At 44.5% G+C, this 23,494-nt stretch carries 25 protein-coding genes; 6 read left to right on the top strand and 19 right to left on the bottom strand.

The annotated features are described in order from the left end of the window. Window positions 1-6: 6 nt before the first annotated feature. The 5 genes from ccmB to leuC all read right to left on the bottom strand — a co-directional run bounded on the left by ccmB (window position 7) and on the right by leuC (window position 4,906). Complete coding sequence (gene ccmB / locus DL796_RS09125; RefSeq protein WP_110201410.1) at window positions 7-678, bottom strand: heme exporter protein CcmB; 672 nt, start codon at window positions 676-678, stop codon at window positions 7-9. Further along, window positions 675-1,337 (bottom strand): heme ABC exporter ATP-binding protein CcmA, encoded by a 663-nt coding sequence (gene ccmA, locus DL796_RS09120; protein WP_227593044.1) that lies wholly within the window; start codon window positions 1,335-1,337, stop codon window positions 675-677. The genes ccmB and ccmA overlap by 4 nt, the downstream gene beginning before the upstream one ends. Window positions 1,338-1,448: 111 nt before the next feature. Then, entirely contained in the window at window positions 1,449-2,525 is a 1,077-nt protein-coding gene (leuB, locus tag DL796_RS09115) for a 3-isopropylmalate dehydrogenase (protein ID WP_110201409.1), read from the bottom strand. A 297-nt stretch (window positions 2,526-2,822) separates the two neighbouring features. Further along, the gene (leuD, locus tag DL796_RS09110) at window positions 2,823-3,464 is read right to left on the bottom strand and encodes a 3-isopropylmalate dehydratase small subunit (protein ID WP_110201408.1); all 642 of its coding nucleotides are present in this window, start codon (window positions 3,462-3,464) and stop codon (window positions 2,823-2,825) included. Beyond that, window positions 3,464-4,906, bottom strand: a complete 1,443-nt coding sequence (leuC, locus tag DL796_RS09105) for a 3-isopropylmalate dehydratase large subunit (RefSeq protein WP_110201407.1) — start codon at window positions 4,904-4,906, stop codon at window positions 3,464-3,466. Before leuC ends, leuD begins: the two co-directional genes overlap by 1 nt. Window positions 4,907-5,074: 168 nt before the next feature. On the opposite strand from leuC, the gene DL796_RS09100 reads away from it, so the two are divergent. Together DL796_RS09100 and DL796_RS09095 are read left to right on the top strand one after the other, a co-directional pair. Next, window positions 5,075-5,965, top strand: coding sequence for a LysR family transcriptional regulator (locus DL796_RS09100; RefSeq protein WP_110201406.1), 891 nt, complete (start codon window positions 5,075-5,077; stop codon window positions 5,963-5,965). A gap of 22 nt (window positions 5,966-5,987) precedes the next feature. Continuing rightward, window positions 5,988-6,509 carry an SRPBCC family protein gene (locus tag DL796_RS09095; RefSeq protein WP_110201405.1) on the top strand — a complete coding sequence of 174 codons (522 nt, stop codon included), beginning with the start codon at window positions 5,988-5,990 and terminating at the stop codon, window positions 6,507-6,509. An 83-nt stretch (window positions 6,510-6,592) separates the two neighbouring features. Here the strand turns inward: DL796_RS09095 and DL796_RS09090 are convergent, their stop codons facing one another. The 3 genes from DL796_RS09090 to DL796_RS09080 form a co-directional block, all read right to left on the bottom strand. Then, complete coding sequence (locus tag DL796_RS09090) at window positions 6,593-6,937, bottom strand: VOC family protein (protein WP_110201404.1); 345 nt, start codon at window positions 6,935-6,937, stop codon at window positions 6,593-6,595. Window positions 6,938-7,017: 80 nt separating this feature from the next. Further along, the gene (locus DL796_RS09085) at window positions 7,018-7,221 is read right to left on the bottom strand and encodes a DUF3185 family protein (protein WP_110201403.1); all 204 of its coding nucleotides are present in this window, start codon (window positions 7,219-7,221) and stop codon (window positions 7,018-7,020) included. A gap of 61 nt (window positions 7,222-7,282) precedes the next feature. Continuing rightward, on the bottom strand, window positions 7,283-8,515 hold the full coding sequence (locus tag DL796_RS09080) for a dipeptidase (protein ID WP_196598003.1): 1,233 nt from the start codon (window positions 8,513-8,515) through the stop codon (window positions 7,283-7,285). An 86-nt stretch (window positions 8,516-8,601) separates the two neighbouring features. Here DL796_RS09080 and DL796_RS09075 point away from each other — a divergent pair, with 86 nt between their 5' ends. Further along, window positions 8,602-8,817, top strand: a complete 216-nt coding sequence (locus DL796_RS09075) for a DUF3820 family protein (RefSeq protein ID WP_110201803.1) — start codon at window positions 8,602-8,604, stop codon at window positions 8,815-8,817. A gap of 98 nt (window positions 8,818-8,915) precedes the next feature. Continuing rightward, window positions 8,916-10,235 carry a DEAD/DEAH box helicase gene (locus tag DL796_RS09070; protein WP_110201402.1) on the top strand — a complete coding sequence of 440 codons (1,320 nt, stop codon included), beginning with the start codon at window positions 8,916-8,918 and terminating at the stop codon, window positions 10,233-10,235. 547 nt (window positions 10,236-10,782) lie between these two features. Here DL796_RS09070 and DL796_RS09065 read toward each other — a convergent pair. Together DL796_RS09065 and DL796_RS09060 are read right to left on the bottom strand one after the other, a co-directional pair. Further along, window positions 10,783-11,019, bottom strand: coding sequence for a hypothetical protein (locus DL796_RS09065; protein ID WP_110201401.1), 237 nt, complete (start codon window positions 11,017-11,019; stop codon window positions 10,783-10,785). Between the two features lie 3 nt (window positions 11,020-11,022). Then, a complete protein-coding gene (locus DL796_RS09060) occupies window positions 11,023-12,099 on the bottom strand; it encodes a 4-phosphoerythronate dehydrogenase (RefSeq protein ID WP_227593042.1) in 1,077 nt (358 codons plus the stop codon). A gap of 75 nt (window positions 12,100-12,174) precedes the next feature. Here DL796_RS09060 and folE point away from each other — a divergent pair, with 75 nt between their 5' ends. Together folE and mnmD are read left to right on the top strand one after the other, a co-directional pair. Then, the gene (folE, locus tag DL796_RS09055; RefSeq protein WP_110201400.1) at window positions 12,175-12,732 is read left to right on the top strand and encodes a GTP cyclohydrolase I FolE; all 558 of its coding nucleotides are present in this window, start codon (window positions 12,175-12,177) and stop codon (window positions 12,730-12,732) included. Window positions 12,733-12,738: 6 nt separating this feature from the next. Beyond that, entirely contained in the window at window positions 12,739-14,661 is a 1,923-nt protein-coding gene (mnmD, locus tag DL796_RS09050; protein ID WP_110201399.1) for a tRNA (5-methylaminomethyl-2-thiouridine)(34)-methyltransferase MnmD, read from the top strand. Window positions 14,662-14,663: 2 nt separating this feature from the next. On the opposite strand, the gene DL796_RS09045 is transcribed toward mnmD, so the two are convergent. The 9 genes from DL796_RS09045 to DL796_RS09005 all read right to left on the bottom strand — a co-directional run bounded on the left by DL796_RS09045 (window position 14,664) and on the right by DL796_RS09005 (window position 23,476). After that, entirely contained in the window at window positions 14,664-15,398 is a 735-nt protein-coding gene (locus tag DL796_RS09045; RefSeq protein ID WP_110201398.1) for an ABC transporter permease, read from the bottom strand. 2 nt (window positions 15,399-15,400) lie between these two features. Further along, window positions 15,401-17,329, bottom strand: coding sequence for a monovalent cation:proton antiporter-2 (CPA2) family protein (locus DL796_RS09040; RefSeq protein ID WP_110201397.1), 1,929 nt, complete (start codon window positions 17,327-17,329; stop codon window positions 15,401-15,403). After that, window positions 17,330-17,905 (bottom strand): NAD(P)H-dependent oxidoreductase, encoded by a 576-nt coding sequence (locus DL796_RS09035; protein ID WP_110201396.1) that lies wholly within the window; start codon window positions 17,903-17,905, stop codon window positions 17,330-17,332. Window positions 17,906-18,428: 523 nt separating this feature from the next. Further along, window positions 18,429-19,571 (bottom strand): ATP-NAD kinase family protein, encoded by a 1,143-nt coding sequence (locus DL796_RS09030; RefSeq protein ID WP_110201395.1) that lies wholly within the window; start codon window positions 19,569-19,571, stop codon window positions 18,429-18,431. 41 nt (window positions 19,572-19,612) lie between these two features. Further along, window positions 19,613-20,203, bottom strand: coding sequence for an elongation factor P hydroxylase (locus tag DL796_RS09025; RefSeq protein ID WP_110201394.1), 591 nt, complete (start codon window positions 20,201-20,203; stop codon window positions 19,613-19,615). Window positions 20,204-20,206: 3 nt separating this feature from the next. After that, the gene (gene prmB / locus DL796_RS09020) at window positions 20,207-21,118 is read right to left on the bottom strand and encodes a 50S ribosomal protein L3 N(5)-glutamine methyltransferase (RefSeq protein WP_406946425.1); all 912 of its coding nucleotides are present in this window, start codon (window positions 21,116-21,118) and stop codon (window positions 20,207-20,209) included. Continuing rightward, complete coding sequence (locus tag DL796_RS09015) at window positions 21,118-21,903, bottom strand: lysophospholipid acyltransferase family protein (protein WP_227593040.1); 786 nt, start codon at window positions 21,901-21,903, stop codon at window positions 21,118-21,120. Before DL796_RS09015 ends, prmB begins: the two co-directional genes overlap by 1 nt. A gap of 83 nt (window positions 21,904-21,986) precedes the next feature. Continuing rightward, window positions 21,987-22,463 (bottom strand): SixA phosphatase family protein, encoded by a 477-nt coding sequence (locus DL796_RS09010; protein ID WP_110201391.1) that lies wholly within the window; start codon window positions 22,461-22,463, stop codon window positions 21,987-21,989. Further along, window positions 22,463-23,476 (bottom strand): adenosine kinase, encoded by a 1,014-nt coding sequence (locus DL796_RS09005; RefSeq protein ID WP_110201390.1) that lies wholly within the window; start codon window positions 23,474-23,476, stop codon window positions 22,463-22,465. The genes DL796_RS09010 and DL796_RS09005 overlap by 1 nt, the downstream gene beginning before the upstream one ends. Window positions 23,477-23,494: the final 18 nt, after the last annotated feature.

Genomic DNA, 23,494 nt, shown 5'->3' with positions numbered 1-23,494 from the left:
TAAACCTTAACCTACTGAAATTTTAAGTGCGCGACCCGATGCGAAAGGCGCAAAAACAATCGCTATCATCAAAAATGCGCCTAATATGGCGAGTTCGCCATTATAACGCAAACTCTCTAAGGATGCTGTAACAGTCGATGCGCCAAAAATCAGAACTGGCACATACAATGGAATAATCAATATTGAGACCAACAAGCCATTTCGATTAGCTGCCAGGGTCAAGCTCATACCAACAGCTCCGAGCAAACACAAGGTTGGCGTTCCCAACATTAAACTCAACATCAGAACCCAAGTATGATTGATGTGCTCAAAGCCATAGTTGATCTGCATCAAGAGACCAAGTAATGGCGATAAAATTACTAACGGTAAGCCTGTTAATAGCCAGTGCGCAAAGATTTTGCTAATCGCCACGGATGTCGGCGAACTCATGAGCAGTAGCTGTTCGAGCGAACCGTCTTGGAAGTCGCTACGATAAAACTGCTCCAAGGAAAGTAGCATCGACAATAAAGCCGCGACCCAAATTACCCCAGGCGCTAATTTTTGCAACATCGGCGCTTCCGGGCTTACGGCGAAGGGAAACAAGCTAACTACGATAATAAAAAACAATAGTGGAATGGCTAAGCCAATCCAGTTGCGGCGGGCTACTTTAAGCTCACGCTTCAGTAGAGTACTAATCATTCGTGCTCCACCCCAACCTTTTGGTCAACCGGCAACTCATCAATGTGATGGTGTGAGGTAAAAAGCACGACACCACCTTGTGCCTTAAACTCCAAAGTTTTAGCTGCTAACCAACCACGTGTTTTTTGATCTAAATTGACGAATGGCTCGTCTAATATCCAAATTTTTGCTGGCTCAAGCATTAATCGGGCTAAGGCCACTTTGTGTTGCTGACCTGCCGATAGTTCAGCGAACATACGCCCTTCTAACCCTCCGATGCCTAAATCAGTTAATACTTGGCTAATATCTGCCTGAAGTTCTTTATTATTGTAACTTCCACCACAGCGCAACTGCGCGTAAAAAGTTAAATTTTCAGCGATCGTCAGCTCATTTTTCATGGATAAACTGTGCGCTAGAAAAATAAGATCCTGAAAATAACCCGATTCAGGGTGATTAATAGGCTTTTTATTCCAATAGATTTTGCCATCGTCAGGTTGCAACAAGCCGGTTAAACAGCGCATAAGGCTTGTTTTACCAGTACCGTTTTCACCATAGAGATAAGTAATAGTGGCAGGAGCAAGATGCAGCTCGGCATCTTCGAGAAGAACATTTTCGGAACGGGAAACCGTTAGCTCATGGGCATAAAGTCCATCGAATTGTATGTCTTGAGATTGAGACATTGAGCTAAGGCTTGGCATAAGTTACTTTGCCCTGAATTATAGAGTGCTAAGCACCTTATGCCAATGATTTTACATATATTTACCCAAATACAACTTGGGTTAGGTCTTGCATTAAGTGAGTGCTGCTAAAACCGCGTCGCCCATTTCAGTGGTCGAAACCAGTTTATCGCCATCAGTATGGATATCCGCAGTGCGTAAACCTTGATCCAACACGGTAGAAACCGCTTGGTCGATTTTGTCAGCCAATCCAGCTTCGCCGAAGCTGTGACGAAGCAACATTGAAACTGACAAGATTGTGGCCAATGGGTTTGCTTTGTTTTGACCTGCGATATCTGGCGCCGAGCCGTGAATCGGCTCATACATGCCTTTGCCGTTAGCGTCTAAGCTAGCAGACGGCAACATACCAATCGATCCCGTTAGCATAGCCGCACAATCCGACAAGATATCACCGAACATATTACCCGTAACCATCACGTCAAACTGCTTTGGTGCACGCACTAACTGCATCGCCGCGTTATCAACGTACATGTGCGTTAATTCAACTTCTGGGTACTCTTTGCTCACGCGATCCATGACTTCACGCCATAGTTCAGTCGCCTCAAGCACGTTAGCTTTATCCACTGAACATACGCGCTTATCGCGTAACATCGCAGCTTTAAATGCCACGTGGGCAATACGCTCAACTTCACTTTCTGAATAAACGTAAGTGTTGTAGCCCTGACGCTCGCCGTTCTCAAGAGTGCGAATGCCGCGTGGCTGGCCGAAATAAATACCGCCTGTTAATTCACGTACGATTAAAACGTCTAGGTCAGACACAAGCTCAGGCTTTAAGCTCGAAGCATCTGCAAGTTGCTTATACAGAATTGCTGGACGTAAGTTACCAAACAACTCCAACTCAGAACGTAATTTCAACAACGCCTTCTCAGGACGCACTGAAATATCGTACTGTTCCCACTTAGGACCGCCAACAGCGCCTAGAAGAATAGCGTCAGCGTCTTTTGCTTGAGCTAATACGTCATCAGTTAAAGGAGTTTCATGCGCATCATACGACGAACCACCCACCAACGCAGACTCATAAGTCACATCCAAACCATGGTTTTCAATCAGCGCGTCTAATACACGCGTCGCCTGCCCGACAATCTCAGGGCCAATACCGTCACCCGGTAATACCAATACTTTTTTAGTCATGTTCAATCCTAATAAATTGTTCTGTTATGAATCCTGTAGCACAGGGTCTCAAGAAAGTATTCTCCCCGTAATTTTGAGCTAAAAGACTCGCAAGTCATAGCAGTTCAAAACAGGACGTTTTGAATAGTGACATTCGGGCCATGGATGGAACGTATGTCGCGGTGCGTAAAGTGACTTGAAAGTCTTTTGGGAAGTCATTCTTTGAATGACCTCAATATTGGGGTGCCTTCTTTTGGTTCCTTTTCTTGCACCAAGGCATTCCCGATGGTCGCCATGCAAGAAAAGGAACAAATACCATTAACTATTAAATAACCAGGGAGCTCTTTTAGAGCGTTCAGCTTCATACGCCGTTATCGCATCTTCTTGCTGCAACGTAATACCAATATCATCCAAACCGTTATACAAGCTATGCTTACGGTCTGGCTCGACATCAAAGCTGATCACATCACCGTTTGGCATGGTAATGGTTTGCTTATCAAGGTCGATATCCAGCTTAAAACCTTCATTCGCTTCAGTCTGCTCAAACAAGGTATCCATGGTTGCGTGATCAAGAATGATCGGCAAGATACCGTTCTTAAAGCAGTTGTTGAAAAAAATATCGGCAAAACTCGGTGCGATGACCGCTTTGATACCATAGTCTTCAAGCGCCCATGGAGCGTGCTCACGGCTTGAGCCACAACCGAAGTTCTCGCGTGCTAATAAAATCGAAGCACCTTGATAACGCTCTTGGTTCATTACGAAATCTGGGTTTAACGGACGCTTTGAGTTGTCCATGCCAGGCTCGCCATGATCTAAATAGCGCCATTCGTCAAACAAGTTAGGACCAAAGCCTGTACGTTTGATTGATTTTAAAAATTGCTTAGGAATAATCGCGTCAGTATCAACGTTAGAACGATCTAATGGCACGACTAACCCTGTGTGTTGCGTAAAGGCTTCCATTAGTTCACCTCCGAAGCTTTTGCTAATTCAGAATCCAACTCTAGTTCACGTACGTCAACGAAGTGACCGTGAACGGCTGCCGCAGCGGCCATCGCCGGGCTAACTAGGTGAGTACGTCCACCTTGGCCTTGGCGACCTTCAAAGTTACGGTTAGAAGTCGAGGCACAGTGCTCGCCTGGCTCTAAGCGATCAGCGTTCATCGCCAAACACATAGAACAGCCTGGCTCACGCCATTCGAAACCGGCTTCGGTGAAAATTGTATGCAGACCTTCAGCTTCCGCTTGTTGTTTTACCAAGCCAGAACCCGGTACAACCATCGCTTGCTTGATGCTTGGCGAAACTTTACGACCTTTTGCCACAGCTGCTGCTTCGCGTAAATCTTCGATACGAGCGTTTGTGCAAGAACCGATAAACACTTTGTCCAACGGAATCGACGTGATCGGCATATCCGCTTTTAAATCCATGTATTGAAGCGCACGCTCGATCCCCTCTTTTTTCACAGGGTTCGACTCTTTCTCAGGATTAGGAATGTTACCGCTCACTGGCTTAACCATTTCTGGCGAGGTACCCCAAGTCACTTGAGGAACAATATCTTCGGCTTTAAGCTCAACCACGCGATCAAACTGAGCGTCTGCATCACTGTGCAAATCTTTCCACGCTTCCACCGCCATTTCCCACTGCTCACCTTTTGGCGCGAAAGGACGGCCTTTAACGTATTCAATGGTTTTATCGTCCACAGCCACCAAGCCAACGCGTGCGCCCGCTTCAATCGCCATGTTACAAACCGTCATACGGCCTTCCATTGATAGGCTCTCGATAGCGCTACCCGCAAACTCGATAGCATGGCCGTTACCGCCTGCCGTGCCGATTTCGCCAATTACCGCCAAGACTACGTCTTTAGCCGTAACGCCTGTGCCAAGTTTACCTTCAACACGCACCAGCATGTTCTTCATTTTCTTTTGGCGTAAGCATTGAGTGGCTAAAACGTGCTCTACTTCAGAAGTACCCACACCAAACGCCATAGCACCGAATGCACCGTGCGTTGCGGTGTGCGAATCACCACAAACCATGGTTAGGCCTGGAAGTGTGTAACCCTGCTCTGGGCCAACGATGTGTACGATACCTTGACGAATATCGTCCATCTTAAATTCAGTAACGCCAAAGCTATCGCAGTTATCGCCTAAGGTTTGCACCTGAATACGAGAAACTGGATCTGCAATACCGTTACTACGATCAGTCGTCGGAACGTTGTGATCCGGAGTCGCCAAGTTAGCTTCAAGGCGACGCGGCTTACGACCTGCGAGTCTTAAGCCTTCGAAAGCTTGTGGTGATGTAACTTCGTGTAATAGTTGACGATCAATATAGATCAATGCTGATCCGTCATCATTTTCTGCGACAAGATGGTCGTCCCAAAGCTTGTCGTAAAGAGTTTTTCCAGCCATTAACTGTGCCTCATTTGGTCTTTTCACGTAATAAAATTAAGCCGATACACGGCAAAGTGGAACTAGTGTAGAGCTTATTATAGAATAACTCCAATTCATTATTTTTATAAAACCCATAACCACTAGGAATCACGGCATAACCGACAAAGATTCCTCTGAGCTAAACTGATGGATATAGATCTTCTTAAAACCTTTTTGACCGTAGCCCGACTTAAATCCTTCACCCTAGCGGCGAAAGAACTACAGATGACACAACCTGCGCTTAGCAAAAGAATCAAGCGCTTAGAGGCGATAGTCGGTCGTCAGTTGTTTGATCGTGTGGGTAACCATGTCGCAGTAACCGAAGCTGGGCAGTTGCTGCAGCAACAAGCGCCTCAAATCATCAGCGATATCGAAGATACGGTGCAGAACATTCGTGACTTGAGTGGCAAGGTTAGCGGCGAGCTCCATATTGGCACCAGTCATTATATTGGCCTTCATCTGCTGCCTGAATATCTGGAGCAATATGCCGACACCTTTGCCGATGTCGACGTCAATATTGAGTTCATTGATTCTGAGCTCGCTTATGAGCGCGTTTTAAGTGGTGAATTAGAGCTAGCCCTGCTGACCTTCCCGCAACAAAAAGACCCGCGACTGGAACATGAACTCGTGTGGAAAGATAAGTTAGCCATTGTTTGCCATAAGGATTACGCTTTGACCAAAGAAAGCAATCCGTTAGAGCAACTCGAAAACTACCCTTGTATTTTACCGCCCGCCCATACTTTCCCACGTGAACTGTTTGAGGTACAGCTTGCGAACGCTGGCGTTACCTTAGGGAAAGTCAAAACCGCGAACTACTTGGAAGTCATTGCCAAGCTCGTCGCCTGTAAAATGGGCTGGACTCTACTGCCTACGAGATTGCTACAAAGCCCATTAGTTAGTTTATCCTCTGAGCAGTTTTTATCAGATCGCGATATGGGGATTATTTATCGCACAAATAAAACATTATCCAATGCCTCACAAGAGCTGGTAAAACTTTTGCAAACGGCGAATAATAATCGGCAATATCAACCACAATAACTAAGAACACTGCGGAGATACTATGAAACTTTTAACAGCACTGCTTACCCTAGTGTTAGCAACATTTGCATCGTTCAGCGCCAAAGCTCTTGTCAGCGCACAAAGCAAGCAACATTTTTCAATAAAAATAGAAACCACCATCAAAGCACCGGCTGAAGAAGTCTATCAGCAGTTCTTAAACGTAGGTGACTGGTGGGAATCGAGCCACACCTGGTTTGGCGATGCGACTAAAATGTACATTGAGCCTAAAGCCAACGGCTGCTTCTGTGAAGTAAATGGTGATAAAGAAGCGATGCACATGACTGTAAGCATGGTCATGCCCAATAAAAATGTGCAGATGGTCGGTGGTTTAGGTCCGCTACAAAGCATGGGCGTTTATGGTCACATGTCTTGGGGCTTTGCAGAAAAAACTAAAGGCCTGACAACATTAACCATGACCTATTTAGTAAAAGGATTTGTTGGCGAAGAGTCTGAAATGATGGCCAAAGCCGTGGATAGCGTACTCAATACACAAATTAAGAATTTAGAGTCAAAGTTTAAGTAACAAAAAAATTAGATTAATGTTAGAGACTAGTTTTGCCTGACTTGCTTGTCATATCATGGAGAAGCAAGTCAGCATCAAATGAGCTAGTCACTCAGTTCAGTCATATGAAGTAACTCGCCGGCAGGCCCCCATAGATAAAACACCTTACCCCATGACTCTTTTTTAATGCCTGAGATTTTGGTTTTATAAGAAGAAGCTTCGCACTTCGCATAAGCAGCATCAATATCACTTACGCAAATCTGCAACATAAAATTACTTGCAAGCATTTCATCGTAAAAATTCTGTAAGAAGAAATAGCAGTCTCCATTTTCGAAAAGCACAAGCTCATTCGATACAGACTGAGAGTGAAAACCAATTTCTTCATAAAATGCTATTGATGCCGCAAAGTCCTTGCTCGGTACAAAAGCTTTAATATCTTCTACTTTCACTTTAGTTCATATCCCTAGATTGAAAAACCCCGAAAAAACAAAGTTCTTTCGGGGTTTATTAACGATTAAAATATTTATGATTACTTCTTACCGATAACTAACTGTAGTAAGCCAATTAAACCAACGGCTCCACCGCCAATCATCAACCAAGTAGCTTTATCTGAGAAAGAACCGGTAAAGGCTTCCTTCATCTCTTCGCCTACTGACTGAGTCATGTTATACCCCCAGAAGAATACAGCGATACCAACTACTAGCAATACAATCCCAATGATCTTTTTATTCATAGTTTCCTCTCTTCTTTGTTAGTAAATCGTCTTTCGTAATCTATAACTTATGCTTACCCTATTACTTTTTTGCGACTTGCTCAACCTCACGCCAAACGCGCATCAAGTTTCCAGACAGCATTTTAGCAATATCTTGCTCAGAGTAGCCGCGCTCTAACAAGCCCTTAATCAGGTTAGGATAAGTAGACACATCTTTCAGCCCCGTCGGCAAGCTATCGCCCACACCATCATAGTCTGAGCCTAGGCCCACATAATCCACGCCAACCAACTCAACCACATGATCAATGTGATCTAAAACGTCATTTAAGTCAGCAAACTCAAAGGGTGTTCTTTGACGGTAACTTTTTGTAAAACTGCGAATTTTCTCTGCGTCCTTTTCAGAATCTAAGTTGTTTGACTCGATATATGTCTTAACCGCAGCTTTATAAGCGTTGTTATTATCGATGGAATCTTGCGAGATGAAGGTCGAGCCGAAGTTGATAAAAATGACACCGCCTTTTTCCGCCATAGTCTCAATCATGTCGTCGTCCATATTACGCTCAAAGCCTGGCGTAAAATCACGAACTGAAGAGTGGCTTGCAATTACTGGAGCGGTAGACACTTCCATCACATCATAAAACGCATCATCAGAAAGGTGCGAAACATCAACCATAATGCCTAAGCGGTTCATCTCACGAACTACATCTTTACCAAACTCGCTCAAACCTTCGTTAGGACGCGCTTCATCATACGACGAATCTGATAAATGGTTACTGCGCGAATGCGCTAAAGTGATGTAGCGGATGCCACGGTCGTAGAAATATTGGACATTTTCCAACTTGCCTTCGATTGGCGAACCATTTTCCATGCCCATTGGTAAAGAAACTAGACCTTTTTCAAAGTTCGCTTGAACTTCCGCCGGACTGGTTGCTAGCGCAAACTTATCAGGGTTCGCAGCAACTATAGCTTCAACGTTATCAATCAGCTCATTCGCAAGCTCAAAACTCTTACCCTCGCCTTCGAACTCAAGGTTTGCAGGGATATAAATCGACATGAATGGCGCATCTAAACCACCTTTAATCGCACGCGGATAATCAAAATCACCGCCTTCGGTAGCAACACTGATGTCTTCATTTGAGTCATGCAGTCTATGAGGCACATCAATGTGCAGGTCTGCGATAACATATTTTTTGCTGATTTCTTGAGCTTGCTTGGCGTAATCAGGCGCCACTTCTTCAACCACGGGTGCAGAACCACAAGCGACTAAGCCTAAAGCCGCCGAAACTACCAGCGACGCAATCATTGTTTTTCTCATCATAATTGCCTTTTTAATAATAATTTGAGGTAATAGCATCATAAAGCGATCACAAAGAAATGCAAAGACCAGTAAGTCTCAACTTTATGAATCAAGAACTTCTTCTTCAAAGCATCAACCAAACCATGCCCTTCGGTAAATACAAAGGCCGCAAGCTACTAGAGCTTCCCGAACCCTACCTCGTCTGGTTCCATAAGAACGGCTACCCCGAAGGTAAGCTTGGCCAACAGCTCGCACTGATGTACGAAGTCAAGCTCAATGGCCTCGAAGGCATGCTAAGACCTTTGCTTGGAAAACGTTAAAGGAACTAAGTTGGGTAAACAGTAACAGTCAAATAGAGATAGTGGTAGAATTAGCCCCAGAATTTAAGGACACCATTAATAGAGAACCCCTAAACCGTATGAGCATATTCCAAGAACTCAATCCAAAACTGATTAAAGCCCTTGATAAACTTAACTTCACGGAGCCTACAGATATTCAGCAGGAAGCAATTCCTGTGGTGTTGGATGGTTTAGATTTAATGGCGAGCGCGGAAACGGGCTCGGGTAAAACGGCAGCCTTTGTGCTTCCTATTCTGGAACGTTTATTAAACAAGAAAGCGCCAAATTCAGGTACTCGCGCATTAATTCTAGCGCCAACTCGTGAGCTAGCCCGTCAAATTCATAAACAAACCATGGATTTAGCTAAGTTCACAGGCATTCAAGCAGGCTTAATCACTGGTGGCGAAGAGTTCAAGGTACAGCGCGCTGCCATGCGTAAAAATCCAGAAATCATTATCGCTACGCCGGGCCGAATCTTAGATCACAGCCAACAAGGCGAGACTGACTTTTCAGATTTAGAGTTTTTAGTGCTGGATGAAGCCGACAAGATGCTGGACATGGGCTTCAGCGATGATGTTATCGCTATTTCAAACTATTGCTCGAGCGAACGCCAAAGCCTACTTTTCTCTGCGACTTTGGAGGGCTCAGGGATTCGCCATATCACTAATACCCTGCTTAAAGATCCTGAAACAATTACCCTCAACACTTATGAAGATGCGCAGTCAAATATCCATCAGTCGATTATTACCGCAGACAGCTTAGAGCATAAAGAAAAGCTTACAGGCCAGTTATTACAGAATGAAAAATACCGTAAAGCGGTCGTTTTCTGTAATACCAAAACCCAGGTCGAGCGCCTTAGCGGCTTACTTCGCTACCACAAACTTCGCGTCGGTCATATTCATGGTGATATCAAACAAGATACCCGAAATCACATCATGGTGCAGTTCCGTGATGGCAAGTTTGATGTCCTAATTGCTTCAGACGTCGCCGCACGCGGGTTAGACGTTAAAGATGTCGACTTGGTAATTAACTTCGACATGGCACAAAGTCTCGAAGATTACATTCACCGCATCGGCCGTACCGGTCGAGCTGGCGCAGAAGGCGCAGCCATCTCCCTCATTACGCATAAAGACTGGAACCTCATGGTCACCGTTCAGCGTAAGCTCGGTGCTAAATTTCAAGTCAAAACCGTTAAAAACCTTGTCGCCAAATACCAAGGGCCACAAAAGCTCAAGAAAAGTGGCAAAGCCGCCGGAACCAAAAAACGTAAACCTACTGGTAAAAAAAGCCTCAGCGCACGCGATAAAAAACGTCTAGCTAAAAAGCAAGACAAGAAGACACCCAGCACCAGCTCAAAGCCAAAGAAAAAGTTTGGTGGGATGAAACGATCAAGTGATTGATCTCATTCACGCCATCTTTGTAGATTGCCCAATGTTTGTTGGTAACTGGATCTGCAAAAAACTATTCCCTAAAATCGAACAAGACAGTTTAGCCAGTCAGTGGGTTGGGTTTCTCATTCTCCTAATTATATTATCCTTTTTTCTAACTATCCCATTAATATTTTAGCTACTACAACTCTTATTCAGACCAGACGTAAAGACACTGGATCCTGCCTAAAGGGACTTCCTTCGGTCGCGCAGTCGAGCCACGAGATGACAACACTTCAGAATATTTAGGCTTGCTCTAATACCCCGTAAAATAGTGCTGAGAATCACGAAAAGTATAGCAATTTGAATCGTGGATGATTCAAATAGTGAAATTCAGGTCATGGAAGGACTGTATTTCACGGTGCGTCAATACTTAAGTGATTTGAAGGGAGTCTGTAAGACCACTATTTTGGGGCGCCCTTCTTTTGGTTACTTTTCTTGGGCGCGCAAGAAAAGTGAAATAAGATATTAATACCGTAGATATGAAAGAGCCTGACTTTTGTCAGGATGACAGAAAACCTTAACTCTTATACAAATCATACAAAACAATAAAAAACCCACCCATCATACTCACCATCCCAGCGACGACTATAAAAATAGAAATTAGCCCAAGCGCTGTCTGCATGGCTCCAGCTGCAATAAAGGAAGCGAGGAACATCAACGGCAAGCCAATAAAAGCGGTCAGTATGAAGCTGAATATTACAATTTTCCAACCACGTTGGATTTTTGCATTAAGAATATAATTAAGTGGTTTCATAAATTATAGAGTATCAAGAAATTCTAGTCTTTGCGGGTAGGTTTTACGCAAAAAATCAAACTTTTGCTCAATGTTAGCACCTACTTGGCGCATTCGGTGATCATCGGCTTCAATGTCGTAATAAGGCTTGATGCTTTGGTATAAGCCCTTTATTGTGCCGTCCCAGTGCCACTTTGGAGCCTGTGGTAACAATTCGTCGAGGCTGATGCTATTTTCAAACCCTTGCCATTGGTTTAAGGCTTGATAGAGCTGATAAGTACCGCGAATTTTACCTTCTTGTGAGTAACCCGCGATATGTGGTGTGGCGATTAACGCCTGATCCATCAGTTTTATGTTTACCTTCGGCTCGTCTTCCCAAACATCCAGTATGTAATCGATTGATTTACCCGCATATTTTATGCCAAAAGCCGCATTATTATCAAGCACTGCGCCTCGAGAGCTATTAATCAGAAGGCTTTGATCTGGCATGGCTTCGAGGAATGCATCATCAATGAGGTGATAGGTTGCGTATTGCCCAGAGGCTATATAGGGCACATGACAGCTAATGACGTCACACTGGTTTATCTCTTTGAGCGAAACAAAAGATCGAGCGTCACCGGCAGCCTCCAGAGGCGGATCGTTAAGTAAATAGTCTATACCCAGAGTATCCAAAACCTTCGCCACACGACTTCCGACATTACCGGCACCAATAATCCCGACTTTAATCGTATTTAGGTCAACATGTCGCTTCTCAGCCCAGTAAGCGATGCTGGTTAATACATACTCGGCAACTCCCTGTGCATTGGAGCCTGGCGCGCTTGAAAACTCGATACCTTGCTGCGAAAGGTAATCTAGGTCAATGTGATCGGTACCGATAGTGGCCGTTCCTACAAAGCGAACTGGTGAACCTTTAAGGAGCTCTTGATTCACTTGGGTTACCGAACGAACCAATAAAATATCCGTTTTATAAAGGTTTTTAGCCGTTATACATCGCCCTGACAGCTTTTTTATTTGCGCAGGCGTGCCCCCGAACTCAGCAAAAAGCTCCTTAACCAGAGGCATATTTTCATCGGCAACGATATTCCACATAAGTAATGACATATTTGGCATATTTATTTGGGTATTGTAGCGATATCCATTAGAATTACGACTGAAATTGAAACTGGAAATGGCAAGATGTCCGATAAATTAGAAAGTTTATATAAAGATGTGTTGGTTGAGCTTGGTGAAGACATTTCACGCAACGGTATTCTCGACACGCCAAAACGAGCTGCTAAGGCTATGAAGTTCTTGACCCAGGGCTATGAGCAAGACCTCAACACTGTGGTCAACAACGCTATATTTGACTCTGACAATGACTCGATGGTGATCGTAAAAGATATCGAGCTTTATTCTATGTGTGAACATCACATGTTGCCATTTATCGGTAAAGCTCATGTTGGCTACTTACCAACAGGGAAAGTTATCGGTTTATCGAAGATTGCTCGAATTGTAGATATGTTTGCGCGTCGCTTGCAGATCCAAGAGAACCTAACCAAGCAGATCGCAGAAGCGATTCAAGACGTTACCGGCGCCTCTGGTGTCGGCGTGATTATCGAGGCGAAACACATGTGCATGATGATGCGCGGTGTGGAAAAACAGAACTCGGTTATGACTAGCTCAACCATGCTCGGACAATTCCGCTCTTCGCAAAATACGCGTAACGAATTCCTGACGCTGATCGAAAAGAAATAAATTCCTATGCACAATGCTTTTCTGGGCGTAAAACCCGCCGTTATCGAATGGCGTCGATTCGACTCAGAAAAGCATCAGTGGCTTAGTGCTGACGATAGTCACCTTGAAGCTAATGCTCAGCTAGCGCCCTACTCTCCAGCTTTCGATGATATTTACTTTAATCCCCAAGATGGCATCGCAGAAAGCACCCATGTTTTTCTTGAAGGCAACAATCTAGCTCCACGCTTTCAAGCTTTAGCCGCTCAAGGCTCACCAAATAGCTTCAATATTTTTGAAACTGGCTTTGGTACAGGCCTAAACTTTTTATTAACGGCAGACTTGTGGCGAAAAACAGTAGCTTCTCGCGGTAACGCTGAGCAAAAACCTGAGCTACATTACTGGTCGATTGAGCAGTTTCCGATCAACCCTAAAAATTTACGCCAAATCTACCAAGTTCTAGATATTGAGTCTGAATACTCGGCGACCTTAATCGAAAACTACCCCGAAGCTCTACCCGGTGTACATCAAATTGAAATCGCAGACAATATCACCTTACACCTAGTGTTTTATCCAATCGATAAAGCACTAAAAGAGCTGGCACTGCCTGAGAACTTTACTTTTGATGCTTGGTATCTCGACGGTTTTGCGCCAAGCAAGAACCCTGAAATGTGGGTTAAGGGCTTGCTACATTTTATGGCGCTTCATAGCAACCCAAGCACCACACTATCAACCTTCACGGTAGCAGCAGCTCTGCGCAAACCACTACCATACTACGGATTTGAAATTGAAAAGCGACCTGGTTTCGGCCGTAAGCGTGAAATGCTAACCGCACGATTTACTGATAAAGATTTATCTTCGCCGAAACCCACACTAGCCACGCCTTATATCAAAACCAGAACTCAACCTAACAAGGTTGCGGTTGTTGGCGCAGGGCTTGCTGGGTGCGCGCTAGCACAAAAGTTGCACCAGCTTGGAGTTGAAGTCCATTTATACGACAAGTCAGGGCTCTGCACTGGCGCATCTAACATGCCCTCATTAATGGCGATGCCTGTTATGTCGGTCGATCACAATGCCTACAGCCAACTTACCTTTCATGGCTTCCAGCACTTAAGAAACTACATAAGCCAATATCCAGAGCTCGCATACAGCAATTTGGTTCATCAATTACCCAACCGAAAATACTCACAGTTTCATATCGATCAATATCAACAAATTTACTCAGCCCAAACCTGGGATAAGCATAAAGAATGGTTCCAGTTTGAAACTCTAAAGCTTGGGGAAAGCTCGGTTAAGTCCCTGAAAATCCCCGCCATTCAGGTGAATGGGCTTGAGTTCTGCCATCATCTGGTCAAAGGTTTACCGGCTGAGCAGCTACACTTAAGTTCTGAAATAACCTGTTTAAGCAAGCTCAACGATTACGATCACATTATCGTTGCTAACGGTTATCTTGCCGACAGTTTATTTAATGAAACAGAGTTTCCAAAAGTTGCCCCTATGTGCGGCCAGCTGACGACACTAAAAGCGCAACTAGAGCACCGCACCCCAATCAATCATGACGGTCATATTGCGCATTATCAAAATCAATTAGTGATCGGAGCTACCTTTGAGAATAGCTGTAATGAGGCAGTTCAGCGCAAGAATTCGATTAAAAATATCGAGCAGGTTAATCAGCGTTTTGGCTTTACCTTTAGTGAAAAAGACATTGCTGACGAGCATCCAGGCGTACGCGCGACGAGCTACGATCGCTTTCCGTTTTGTGGTTACTTTGGTGACATTACAAACGAAGGTACCAATCAGTCCATTTGGCTCAATTACGGTTTTGGCGCGCGTGGTCTGTGTTATTCAGTTTTATGCGCAGAAGTGATTAGCTGCGCTATGCTCGGCCAACCATCACCGCTTTCTAAGACCTTACTCAGTCGCATCTCACCACTCAGAACATCACCGCTTTAAACTTAATCTTCGGCTTTGTTGTTGCGCTTAGTAACTACACTTAGAAATTTAGTCCTACGGCTTAAATACCAAGCCGTTGAAAATACAGATGAGCATAAAATCGCGACCATAATAACGATTTGATAACGCACCGCAACCAAAGGGCTAACGCCTGAGAGAATCTGTCCCGTCATCATCCCGGGCAACGCAACCAGCCCTACCGCTAATAAACCATTAACTTGCGGGATCATAGCCGCATAAAATGCTTTATTACGCGCATATTCAAGCAAGGTCCCTGCGTTTATCTCCATCTGTAGGCGTTCACCAGACAAGCTTAAGCTATTCATGGTATTAGCCAGAAGCATACCCGCCAAAGGAATCACATACCGCGGTTGATACCAAGGCGACAAGTCCAGGACATAGACAATAATCAGTACTAGAATCGAACCACAGCCAATCAGCAAGGATTGCGATAATAACCCAATGTGCTTAAGGTTTTTATCGTCCAGAGGCCTCATCGCAATCCAACCTGCAATTATCAACATTAGCAAAATCACCAAACTGCCTAGCCAGCTCGACGTGCTTTTGAACAAGTAAACTAGTACGAATCCAACAGCTATAAGTTGAGCAATCATTCTTAAAGTTGCGACAATGAGCTCTTTACTATTCGCTTTCCAACGGTAGAAAATTATCGCCGCCAAAATTACTGGTAAGCAGCTAATGGTTAATTCAAAGTAACTTATCTCGGGTAACGTCAAAGCTATGAACTCTCTTCAGATCCTTTATTATCGGGGGCTTGCTTATCGTCTTTATTACTTTCCGTAACAGACTCTCCGCCCTCTTCTTCCTCATAAGAGACTGGCGTGTTCCAAGCCTGACGCATGACTTTTGAGCCACGCTGATCTGCTTTTAAAACTTCCTCTAGCATCTCGGCTCGCTCAGCGGCTTTTAGCACATACTGCTTGTCGCCCCAAACTTCAGCTAAATCCTCTAGGTGCTGTGAATCATAGTGATAAAAAGCTGTTGCGGTACGATGCGCCTGATATTTACGGTAACCCAGCCCCATCAAAGCTTCTCTGCCGAGAATGACTGCCGAGCCAAGCGTTTCGCGCATAACGAAGTCGGCACCTGCTTTTTTTTGTTCATAAGCTTCACGACGTCCTTTTGCTCGTGAATAGATTTTTAAGTGTGGAAAATGTTTTCGGCATAACTCGATAACTTTTAAGCTTTTCTCTTGGTTGCCAACGGCGATAACGATCATCTTAGCGACATCCGCTCCCGCAACTCTCAGAACTTCCTCATTAGTTACGTCGCCATAATAAGCTTTGGTGCCGAACTTCTTAACTAAATCAATCTGTACCGCGTCATATTCAAGAAGCGTCGTGTCAAAGCCCTGGGAGCGCAGAATCCGCGAGACAATCTGCCCAAAGCGGCCATACCCAGCTACGATGACGGGGGTATCACCATCGTCAACATTATCAAATTCTCGACGTTCTTTGCCGAAAGAGAGTTTTGGCACAATGATTTTCTGACAAATAATTAACAACACTGGCGTTAAAGCCATCGACAGCGCAACGACCACGGTTAATAGAGAAACAATTTCCTCAGTTAATACACCGTTTTGTACCGCAAATATAAATAACACGAAAGCAAACTCACCACCCTGCGCTAGGGCAAATGAAAACACAAAGTTTTCAATCAGGGACATTTTAAATTGCTTAGCGAGTAACATTAAGACGATTAGCTTAATAACGATTAGAGTCGTCATCAGTAACAAAATCACCCACGGAGACTGCATTAGAATTTCAAAGTTAATACTCGCGCCAACGGTAATAAAGAAAAGTCCCAATAAGAGACTTTTAAAGGTCACAAGCCCCACTTCAAGCTCGTGACGATATTCGCTTTCCGCTAATACTACGCCAGCCAAGAAAGCCCCCAGAGCCGGTGAAAGACCTATTTTCTCCATGGCAATGGTAATACTCAATACAAGCAGTAAAGACGTTGCGATAAAAATTTCGCGCAAGCCAGTTCGTGCAATCCAATTAAACAAAGGACGAATCAAGTAACGTCCTATTAAAATTATGCCGCTAATAACCGCGAAAACTAACGCTGCTTGTTGCCAAGCTTCTAACTCGGTGTGGCCCACAGAGACCGAAGTTTCCACAGGAAGCGTGGCCAATAGCGGTAACAGGGTTAGCATCGGGATAACCGCCATATCTTGGAATAATAGAACGGCGAAGGCAGATTTTCCGGCATCAGTTCTTAGCAAGTCTTTTTCGCTTAAGGTTTGCAGCACAATTGCCGTTGAGGACAACGCTAAAATCATGCCGATGGCGAGAGCCATCTTCCAGTGCATCTCAAAAGCGAGCGATAAAAGCATCAGTAACAAGGTTGTAATCAAAACCTGCAAGCCACCCAAGCCAAGAATAGGCATTCGCATATTCCACAGCTTTTTGGGTTGTAACTCTAAGCCAATCAAAAACAACATCATGACAACGCCAAATTCGGCAAAGTGCATAATATCGTCGACGTCGTGACCGACCAGACCAAGCGCGAATGGCCCAATAATCATTCCAGCAATTAAATACCCTAGCACCGAGCCTAAGCCCACATGCTTAGCTATAGAGACACCTACAACAGCGGCCGCGAGAAAAACAAATGCTTGATAAAGGAAACCTGCTTCTTCCACTTAACTGGCCTCCTCTTCATTAATATCACTAAACAAATCCAATGAATGAGCAAGCGACTCGATATAGTCACGATAGCGCTGCGCTTCTTTCTCGACCGCTCTGTGGCTGATGGTTTCGGCTTCATACATCACAAACGGCTCAACAAATTTCATGCCACAAAAGTCGGCTGTTTGTTCAAAAGGTCTGAGAAGTTCAGTGGTAGAGAAATGGTTGAAACCATGAGGCGTATAACTTTCTTTGGCTGCTCCCGCAGTAATAGCATTTAGCCAATAACGTCCTGCTAACTGATAGCCACCTTCACCATAAGCAAAACCTTCAGCTAACACTAGGTCCTGCCATTCCTTTAGAAGAGATGGCGAACTATACCAGTAAAAAGGGTGCTGAAAGATAATTAACGAGTGATCGAGAAGGAGCTTTTGCTCTCGCTGTATATCGATAAAAAAGTCGGGATATTCTTCGTAAAGGTCATTAACGTGTACGTAACTTAGGTCTTGTATAGCTTCAAGCATCGCTTGATTAGCCCACGATTTTTCAAATATTGGATGAACTAAGTTTAGTAAAACTCGTGTTGTCATTAATGTCCTAGACTTGTGCTAAAGGTTTAAGTGAGCAGAGCTAACTGCCGTTGTAATAATTTTAGTCTACACAAGTTTTTGAATAAAAAGAAATGAAGCTTAATTGAAAATAATGGTTATAAAAGAAGGTACTAGAACTATTTGTTATAAATTACAGGCAAAATAAAAGCGACCTAAGTCGCTTTCAATATAGGATGAGTCCGTCCCATTGCCTTCCCTAATCCTACCTTGGATAATAAGTCCGTTTAATATCGTCCTAAATTATTATTCCGTTGTTCGATTTGTAGATAGTATGTTCTCCCTGAACACGGAAGCTACTTTAGCAAGTTTTCTGCTTCGAACAATCGGTGGTTTGATGAAAGAAATAAGACGATTTTATGACAAAAAAAATAACTCTATGTTTTTCAGTGACTTACGGGTGCGATGGATTTAGGAAGGCTTAAAACAACCAGCTTTTTCAGCTTTGGCTTAGGCTCTTGTGCGAGATCTCGCACAAAAGCACGGGACAAATTCTCAATATTGCCTAACTATTCAATCCAACTGGGTACAAAACAAAGTCTTCATAGCCCGTAATAACGCGGATTACACCGGCTAAACGTTGATTTAGCTCAGGGTCATCACTATCTACAATCAGCGGCTTACCTTCTAATTCATTAAGCTTGGTCTTACTTGCAATAATGTTTATATCGTCCTTTTCGAGTTGAGATAGCACCTGAGCACTAAGTTGCTGGTTACCACGACCGATAATATGACCTTGGCCGCCAATAACAGTTATCACTAATCGCACCTTCCCTTTATGCTCTGCTAATAACTCAAGAATGTCTGATTCGGTCATGTCGCTCGCAATGACTTCTCCTTGATGCACGCAATCAATTCCCAGCAGCGTATTTTCAAGCCCCATACACTCCATTAGAAATGCACAGGTCGAACCCGAGCCGATAAGGTAATAGTCTTCTTCATCCATGTTATCAATAATGAAGTCGGCAATGTCCTGTAACACCAGTTCCTCGACTTCACGCCCGCCAGACTTTGTCGCTTGAACGTAACGATGCTCCGCAGGAACCTGCATTTCACCATACTGTTTGGCGCGAACGACGCCCTCTCTAAAAGCATCTTCATCGATATCCATGACCGACGTTTCGAGCAGACTCACCAACTCTTTCTTAATCATCTTCTCGATAACCAACCCGGCGGCATGAGGTGTCACCGCATAAACCCCTGAATGAATCTTAACGCCTGCAGGGATCCCTAATACTGGCACAGCTGCGTCCACCGCTTGGTAAATATTTCGTGCAGTACCATCACCACCAGCAAATAATAAAACATCGACCTGATGCGGGCTGTCTTTAGTAAGCCCGGCCATGATCATAGCTGCATCAATAGTATCTTGATAAACAGATGGCTCATGGCTTTGATGTACCACTTTAAAGCTAAACCCCATGTCCTTGAGCAGTGACTCGCCCATGTCTCCAGAGGCGGTTAAAAACTGGATCTCATCTTTATAATCAATCAGCCCCTCTAGCGCAATTCGGGCACGTTTGACGGCTTGAGGCTTGGCGCCGCGGGCGAACGCTTCAGTTCGGATAGCCTCGCCATCACTACCTTTAAGGCCAACTTTACCGCCGATACCGGCGAAAGGATTGATGATAAAACCTAAAGTAAACATAGCGTACCTAACTGTTTCTCCAAAAGGGTTAAGACCAGGGTTTAGGGCATGAGTCGAGAAATATTTAGTGTTGGAAGCTGAATCGGCTGTTGCGAGCGATAAAGCTTACACAACAGTTGTATCATAGCAGTGGCTCTTGGTGGAAAGCCATGCTCAAAATAGCTTTTAAGTTGTGTATGAACGTCGTAGCCAAAGGCTTTTGCGTCACCTAAAGCTTCCGTATCGGCATTTAAATTATCTAAGCTGAGGCGAAACGGCACACCGGCGGCCAAACTAAAAGCCCACTCTAGTGCTTGTGGCTTAACCTCAACCTTATAAAACAACGCTTGTTGCTCGGCGGTACGTCCGTCTGGTGCGTACCAATAACCATAATCATCAAGCTGGCGTCGTTCCTTGCCTGCAATGCACCAGTGAGCAACCTCATGCAAGGCGCTGGAAAAATAATCATAGGTGGAATGAATCGTTGCTAGGCCGTTCGTCGAATCAGCTGCTTGATAAAAGGGCTCTGTGGCACCAGGCTTGAGAGTAACCTTGTGCTCAGCAAAAGACTCGTTGAATACTTGAGCGAGTTGCTGAACACAGAGTTCTGAGGATAAATCTTTAGATTGCTTAAGTGAATTTTCGTATAACATGGATCAGCTAAAGTGTTCTAACAATTGTTTTTTGGTTAAAACAAAAACACCATCGCCTCCATTTTCAAACTCAACCCAGTGGAAATCGATATCAGAGAAGACTTCTTCAAGCGCCGGCCAGCTATTGCCTACTTCGACGATTAGCACGCCTTGGTCGGTTAAGTAATGGGCAGCGTTTTCTAGGATCTGACGAGTCAAATCGAGACCGTCATCGCCAGAACCCAAACCAATTTCCGGCTCATGGTGGAATTCTTGCGGCATATCCGCCAAATCTTCTGCGTCCACATACGGCGGGTTAGAGACAATAAGATCAAACTTCTCACCATTCAATCCATCGAATAAGTCCGACTGCACCGCGCGTGCCTTGTGATAAAGCCCCAGACGTTCAATATTAATTTCAGCGACCGTTAAAGCGTCTTCTGAAATATCAGACATCACGACTTCAGCATCATCAATATAAGCAGCAATCGCTAAGCCAATACAGCCACTACCACAGCACAAATCCAAAACTTTTGGATTATCCGCCTCTAGCCAAGGGTAAAAGTCGTTATGGATAAGCTCTGCGATGGGAGAGCGAGGCACTAAGACGCGCTCATCCACAAAGAACTCTAGTCCCGCGAAATAGGCCTTATTAGTAATAAAAGCGAGAGGTTTACGTTCAGTAACGCGAGTTTTAATGGCATGAATAAGGTGTTTCTTTTCTTCCGCTAAAACTTTAGCGGACAGCATGCTTTGCGGATAATCCGCTGGCAAATCAAGCATTTGCAGCACCACAGCTACCGCTTCGTCCCAAGGGTTGTCGGTGCCATGCCCAAAATACAAATCGGCTTGGTGAAACTGGGTCGCAGCAAAGCGAACGAAGTCAGAAATGGTGCTTAATTCAGCTTCTGCTTGCTGATAAATGTCTTGCTCAATCATGGTGCCACCTTTTCCTGTTGCTCACGTAACATACTGTATAAAGAATTATATACTAATTCTGATAATTGGTTTCGATCAGCCACTTCAAAATCACGGCAATCAATCGCTTTTCCGACTTTGACAGTAACCTTTTGATTCATGTGCATCTGTAGCCACTTTTTATTCGGCAGGACTTTATAAATATCCTCGATTGCCACCGGAATAATCAGAGCATTGGTATCGATAGCTAACCGAATGGCGCCTTTTTTCAATGGAAATAGCTTACCGCTAGCGGAGCGCGTTCCTTCAGGGAACATACAAATTCTGATTCCGCTTTCCATTTTCTCTTTGGCTATCAATAAATCCTTTATCGCCTGCTGCCGGTTTTGACGGTCGATAGACAAAATTTCGGCGGTTTTCATGGCTCGTGACAAAAGTGGGATTTTGAACAATTCTTTCTTTGAAATCATGCGGATACTGCCGGGTAACGCCGCAAAAATCAGTGGAATGTCATAGGCACTAGAATGATTGGCGACGATAATTACGCGCCTACCTGGTTCAGCTTCAGCTTCTAAATCGCCTTCAACCGTCCAGCGCAGTCGAACGGCTTTAGTTAGGCTGTTGGCCCACCGATGAATGATACGGTCGATTTTCGATCTGACAGTCTTTTTTGCCGACTCACTGCGATTGAATAAAGCCGTGATTAGGGTCAGTAGGCTATATTTCCCAGTGGAAGCAATGGAAAATAGAATAACCCACAAGGCACGAGGTAAGCTTGCTTTTTTGGTTTTTAGTTGTTTCAAGACGGATGTCACACCTATGTCATAAGAAAGGCAATGCTAGCTATTTTTGGCCTTCACTTCCAGTTTAATTTATAGCAGTAGGGTTATTCAGGACTGTGAAAGACTACTTTTTTAGCAGTCTTGGTGTCAGCCGGCTCAGCAACATCGAGTATACCGATTGCCGATGTTGGAAAATACTGAGTTTCGCCTGTTAACCATCCTGCCCACAAATGTGAGACCAAAGGCATGTGGCTTATCAACAAAGTAGTGCCTTGTGTGGCCTCTTCCACAAAAGGGATAGTCATGCTTGGATCTGACTCAGATTTAAGTAGAGGTTCGGTCTCACGGCTCCATTCATAATCGACTAAAGTATTAAAGGTAGACTCGAAGGTTTCTGCGGTTTGCTGCGCTCGCAGAATTGGGCTGACTAACAAGGTCTCAAGAGTTAGTCCCTGCCCTTTTAAATGCTCCGCATACCACTTGGCCATCTGCTTAATTTGCTGATGACCAAGGTTCGAAATCTGACGCTCGCCATTAATATATGGAGCGTCACCGTGTCGCATGATTCCAATATGTCGCATTAGCTTAGAGAAAACTCCTGATTAACATTGGCAACAAGCTCTTTAACCGCTTCAGGTTTTAGTCTTGGGCCAAACTGAGTGACCAAGTGCGCAGAAGCATAACTTGCTAACTTGCCCGCATCCGCCCAGCTCAAACCGTTAGTAATCGCGAACATAAAAGCCCCTGCGAACATATCGCCGGCGCCGTTAGTATCCACAGCTTTAACATTAAACGGTTCAATCGTATGCAATGTCTCGCCATCAAAGCCTAGCGCACCTTGTTTACCCAGGGTAATCACCACCTGCTTTGCTTGCTGTTTTAGAATCTTCAGCGCATCTTCCACCTGATCAACGCCTGTGTATTCGAGCGCTTCGTCATCGTTACAGAACAATAAGTCAACGCCACCGTCTAAAATCTGCTCGATTTCAGGCTTAAAGAAACGCACCATATTCGGGTCTGACAAAGTGGTCGCGACTTTGACGTTATTTTCTCTAGCAAAATTACGCGCCTTAATCGCTGCCATATGGGCTTCTGGCGAGCTAACTAAATAGCCTTCGATGTATAAATATTCGCTCTGCGCTAAGGCATCGTAGTTGATGTCTTGCTCTTTGAGCTCGCTACTGATCCCCAAGAAAGTATTCATGGTTCGATCTGCGTCAGGTGTAATCATAACCAAACATTTACCTGTCGTGCCGTGATTGTCTTCAAGCTGACCCAAAGTATTAGCAACGCCAGCACTATTTAGATCATCCGAATAAAACACACCAGCCTCGTCTTTCGCTACTTTGCACGAATGAAAAGCTTTACCACCGAGTTGCGCCAAAGCGATAACACTATTCGCCGCCGAGCCGCCGGAAGCACGCTGGTGGATGTTACCATTTAGGTGGCTTAACAAGTAATCGTGACGCTCCTCGTCAACTAGCGTCATAACGCCTTTCTCAACACCTAAGCGCTCAAGTTCAGTCTCATTGACCTCAATTTCAACGTCCACTAGTGCATTTCCTAGGGCGTATAAGTCATATTTCTTTGTCATCATCAAAATCTTAATTAG

This window comes from Kangiella spongicola (assembly GCF_003194565.2).
Taxonomy (GTDB): Bacteria; Pseudomonadota; Gammaproteobacteria; order Enterobacterales; family Kangiellaceae; genus Kangiella; species Kangiella spongicola.
The sequence above is the reverse complement of the archived record's forward strand: the minus strand, read 5'-3'. Positions and strand labels throughout refer to the sequence as shown.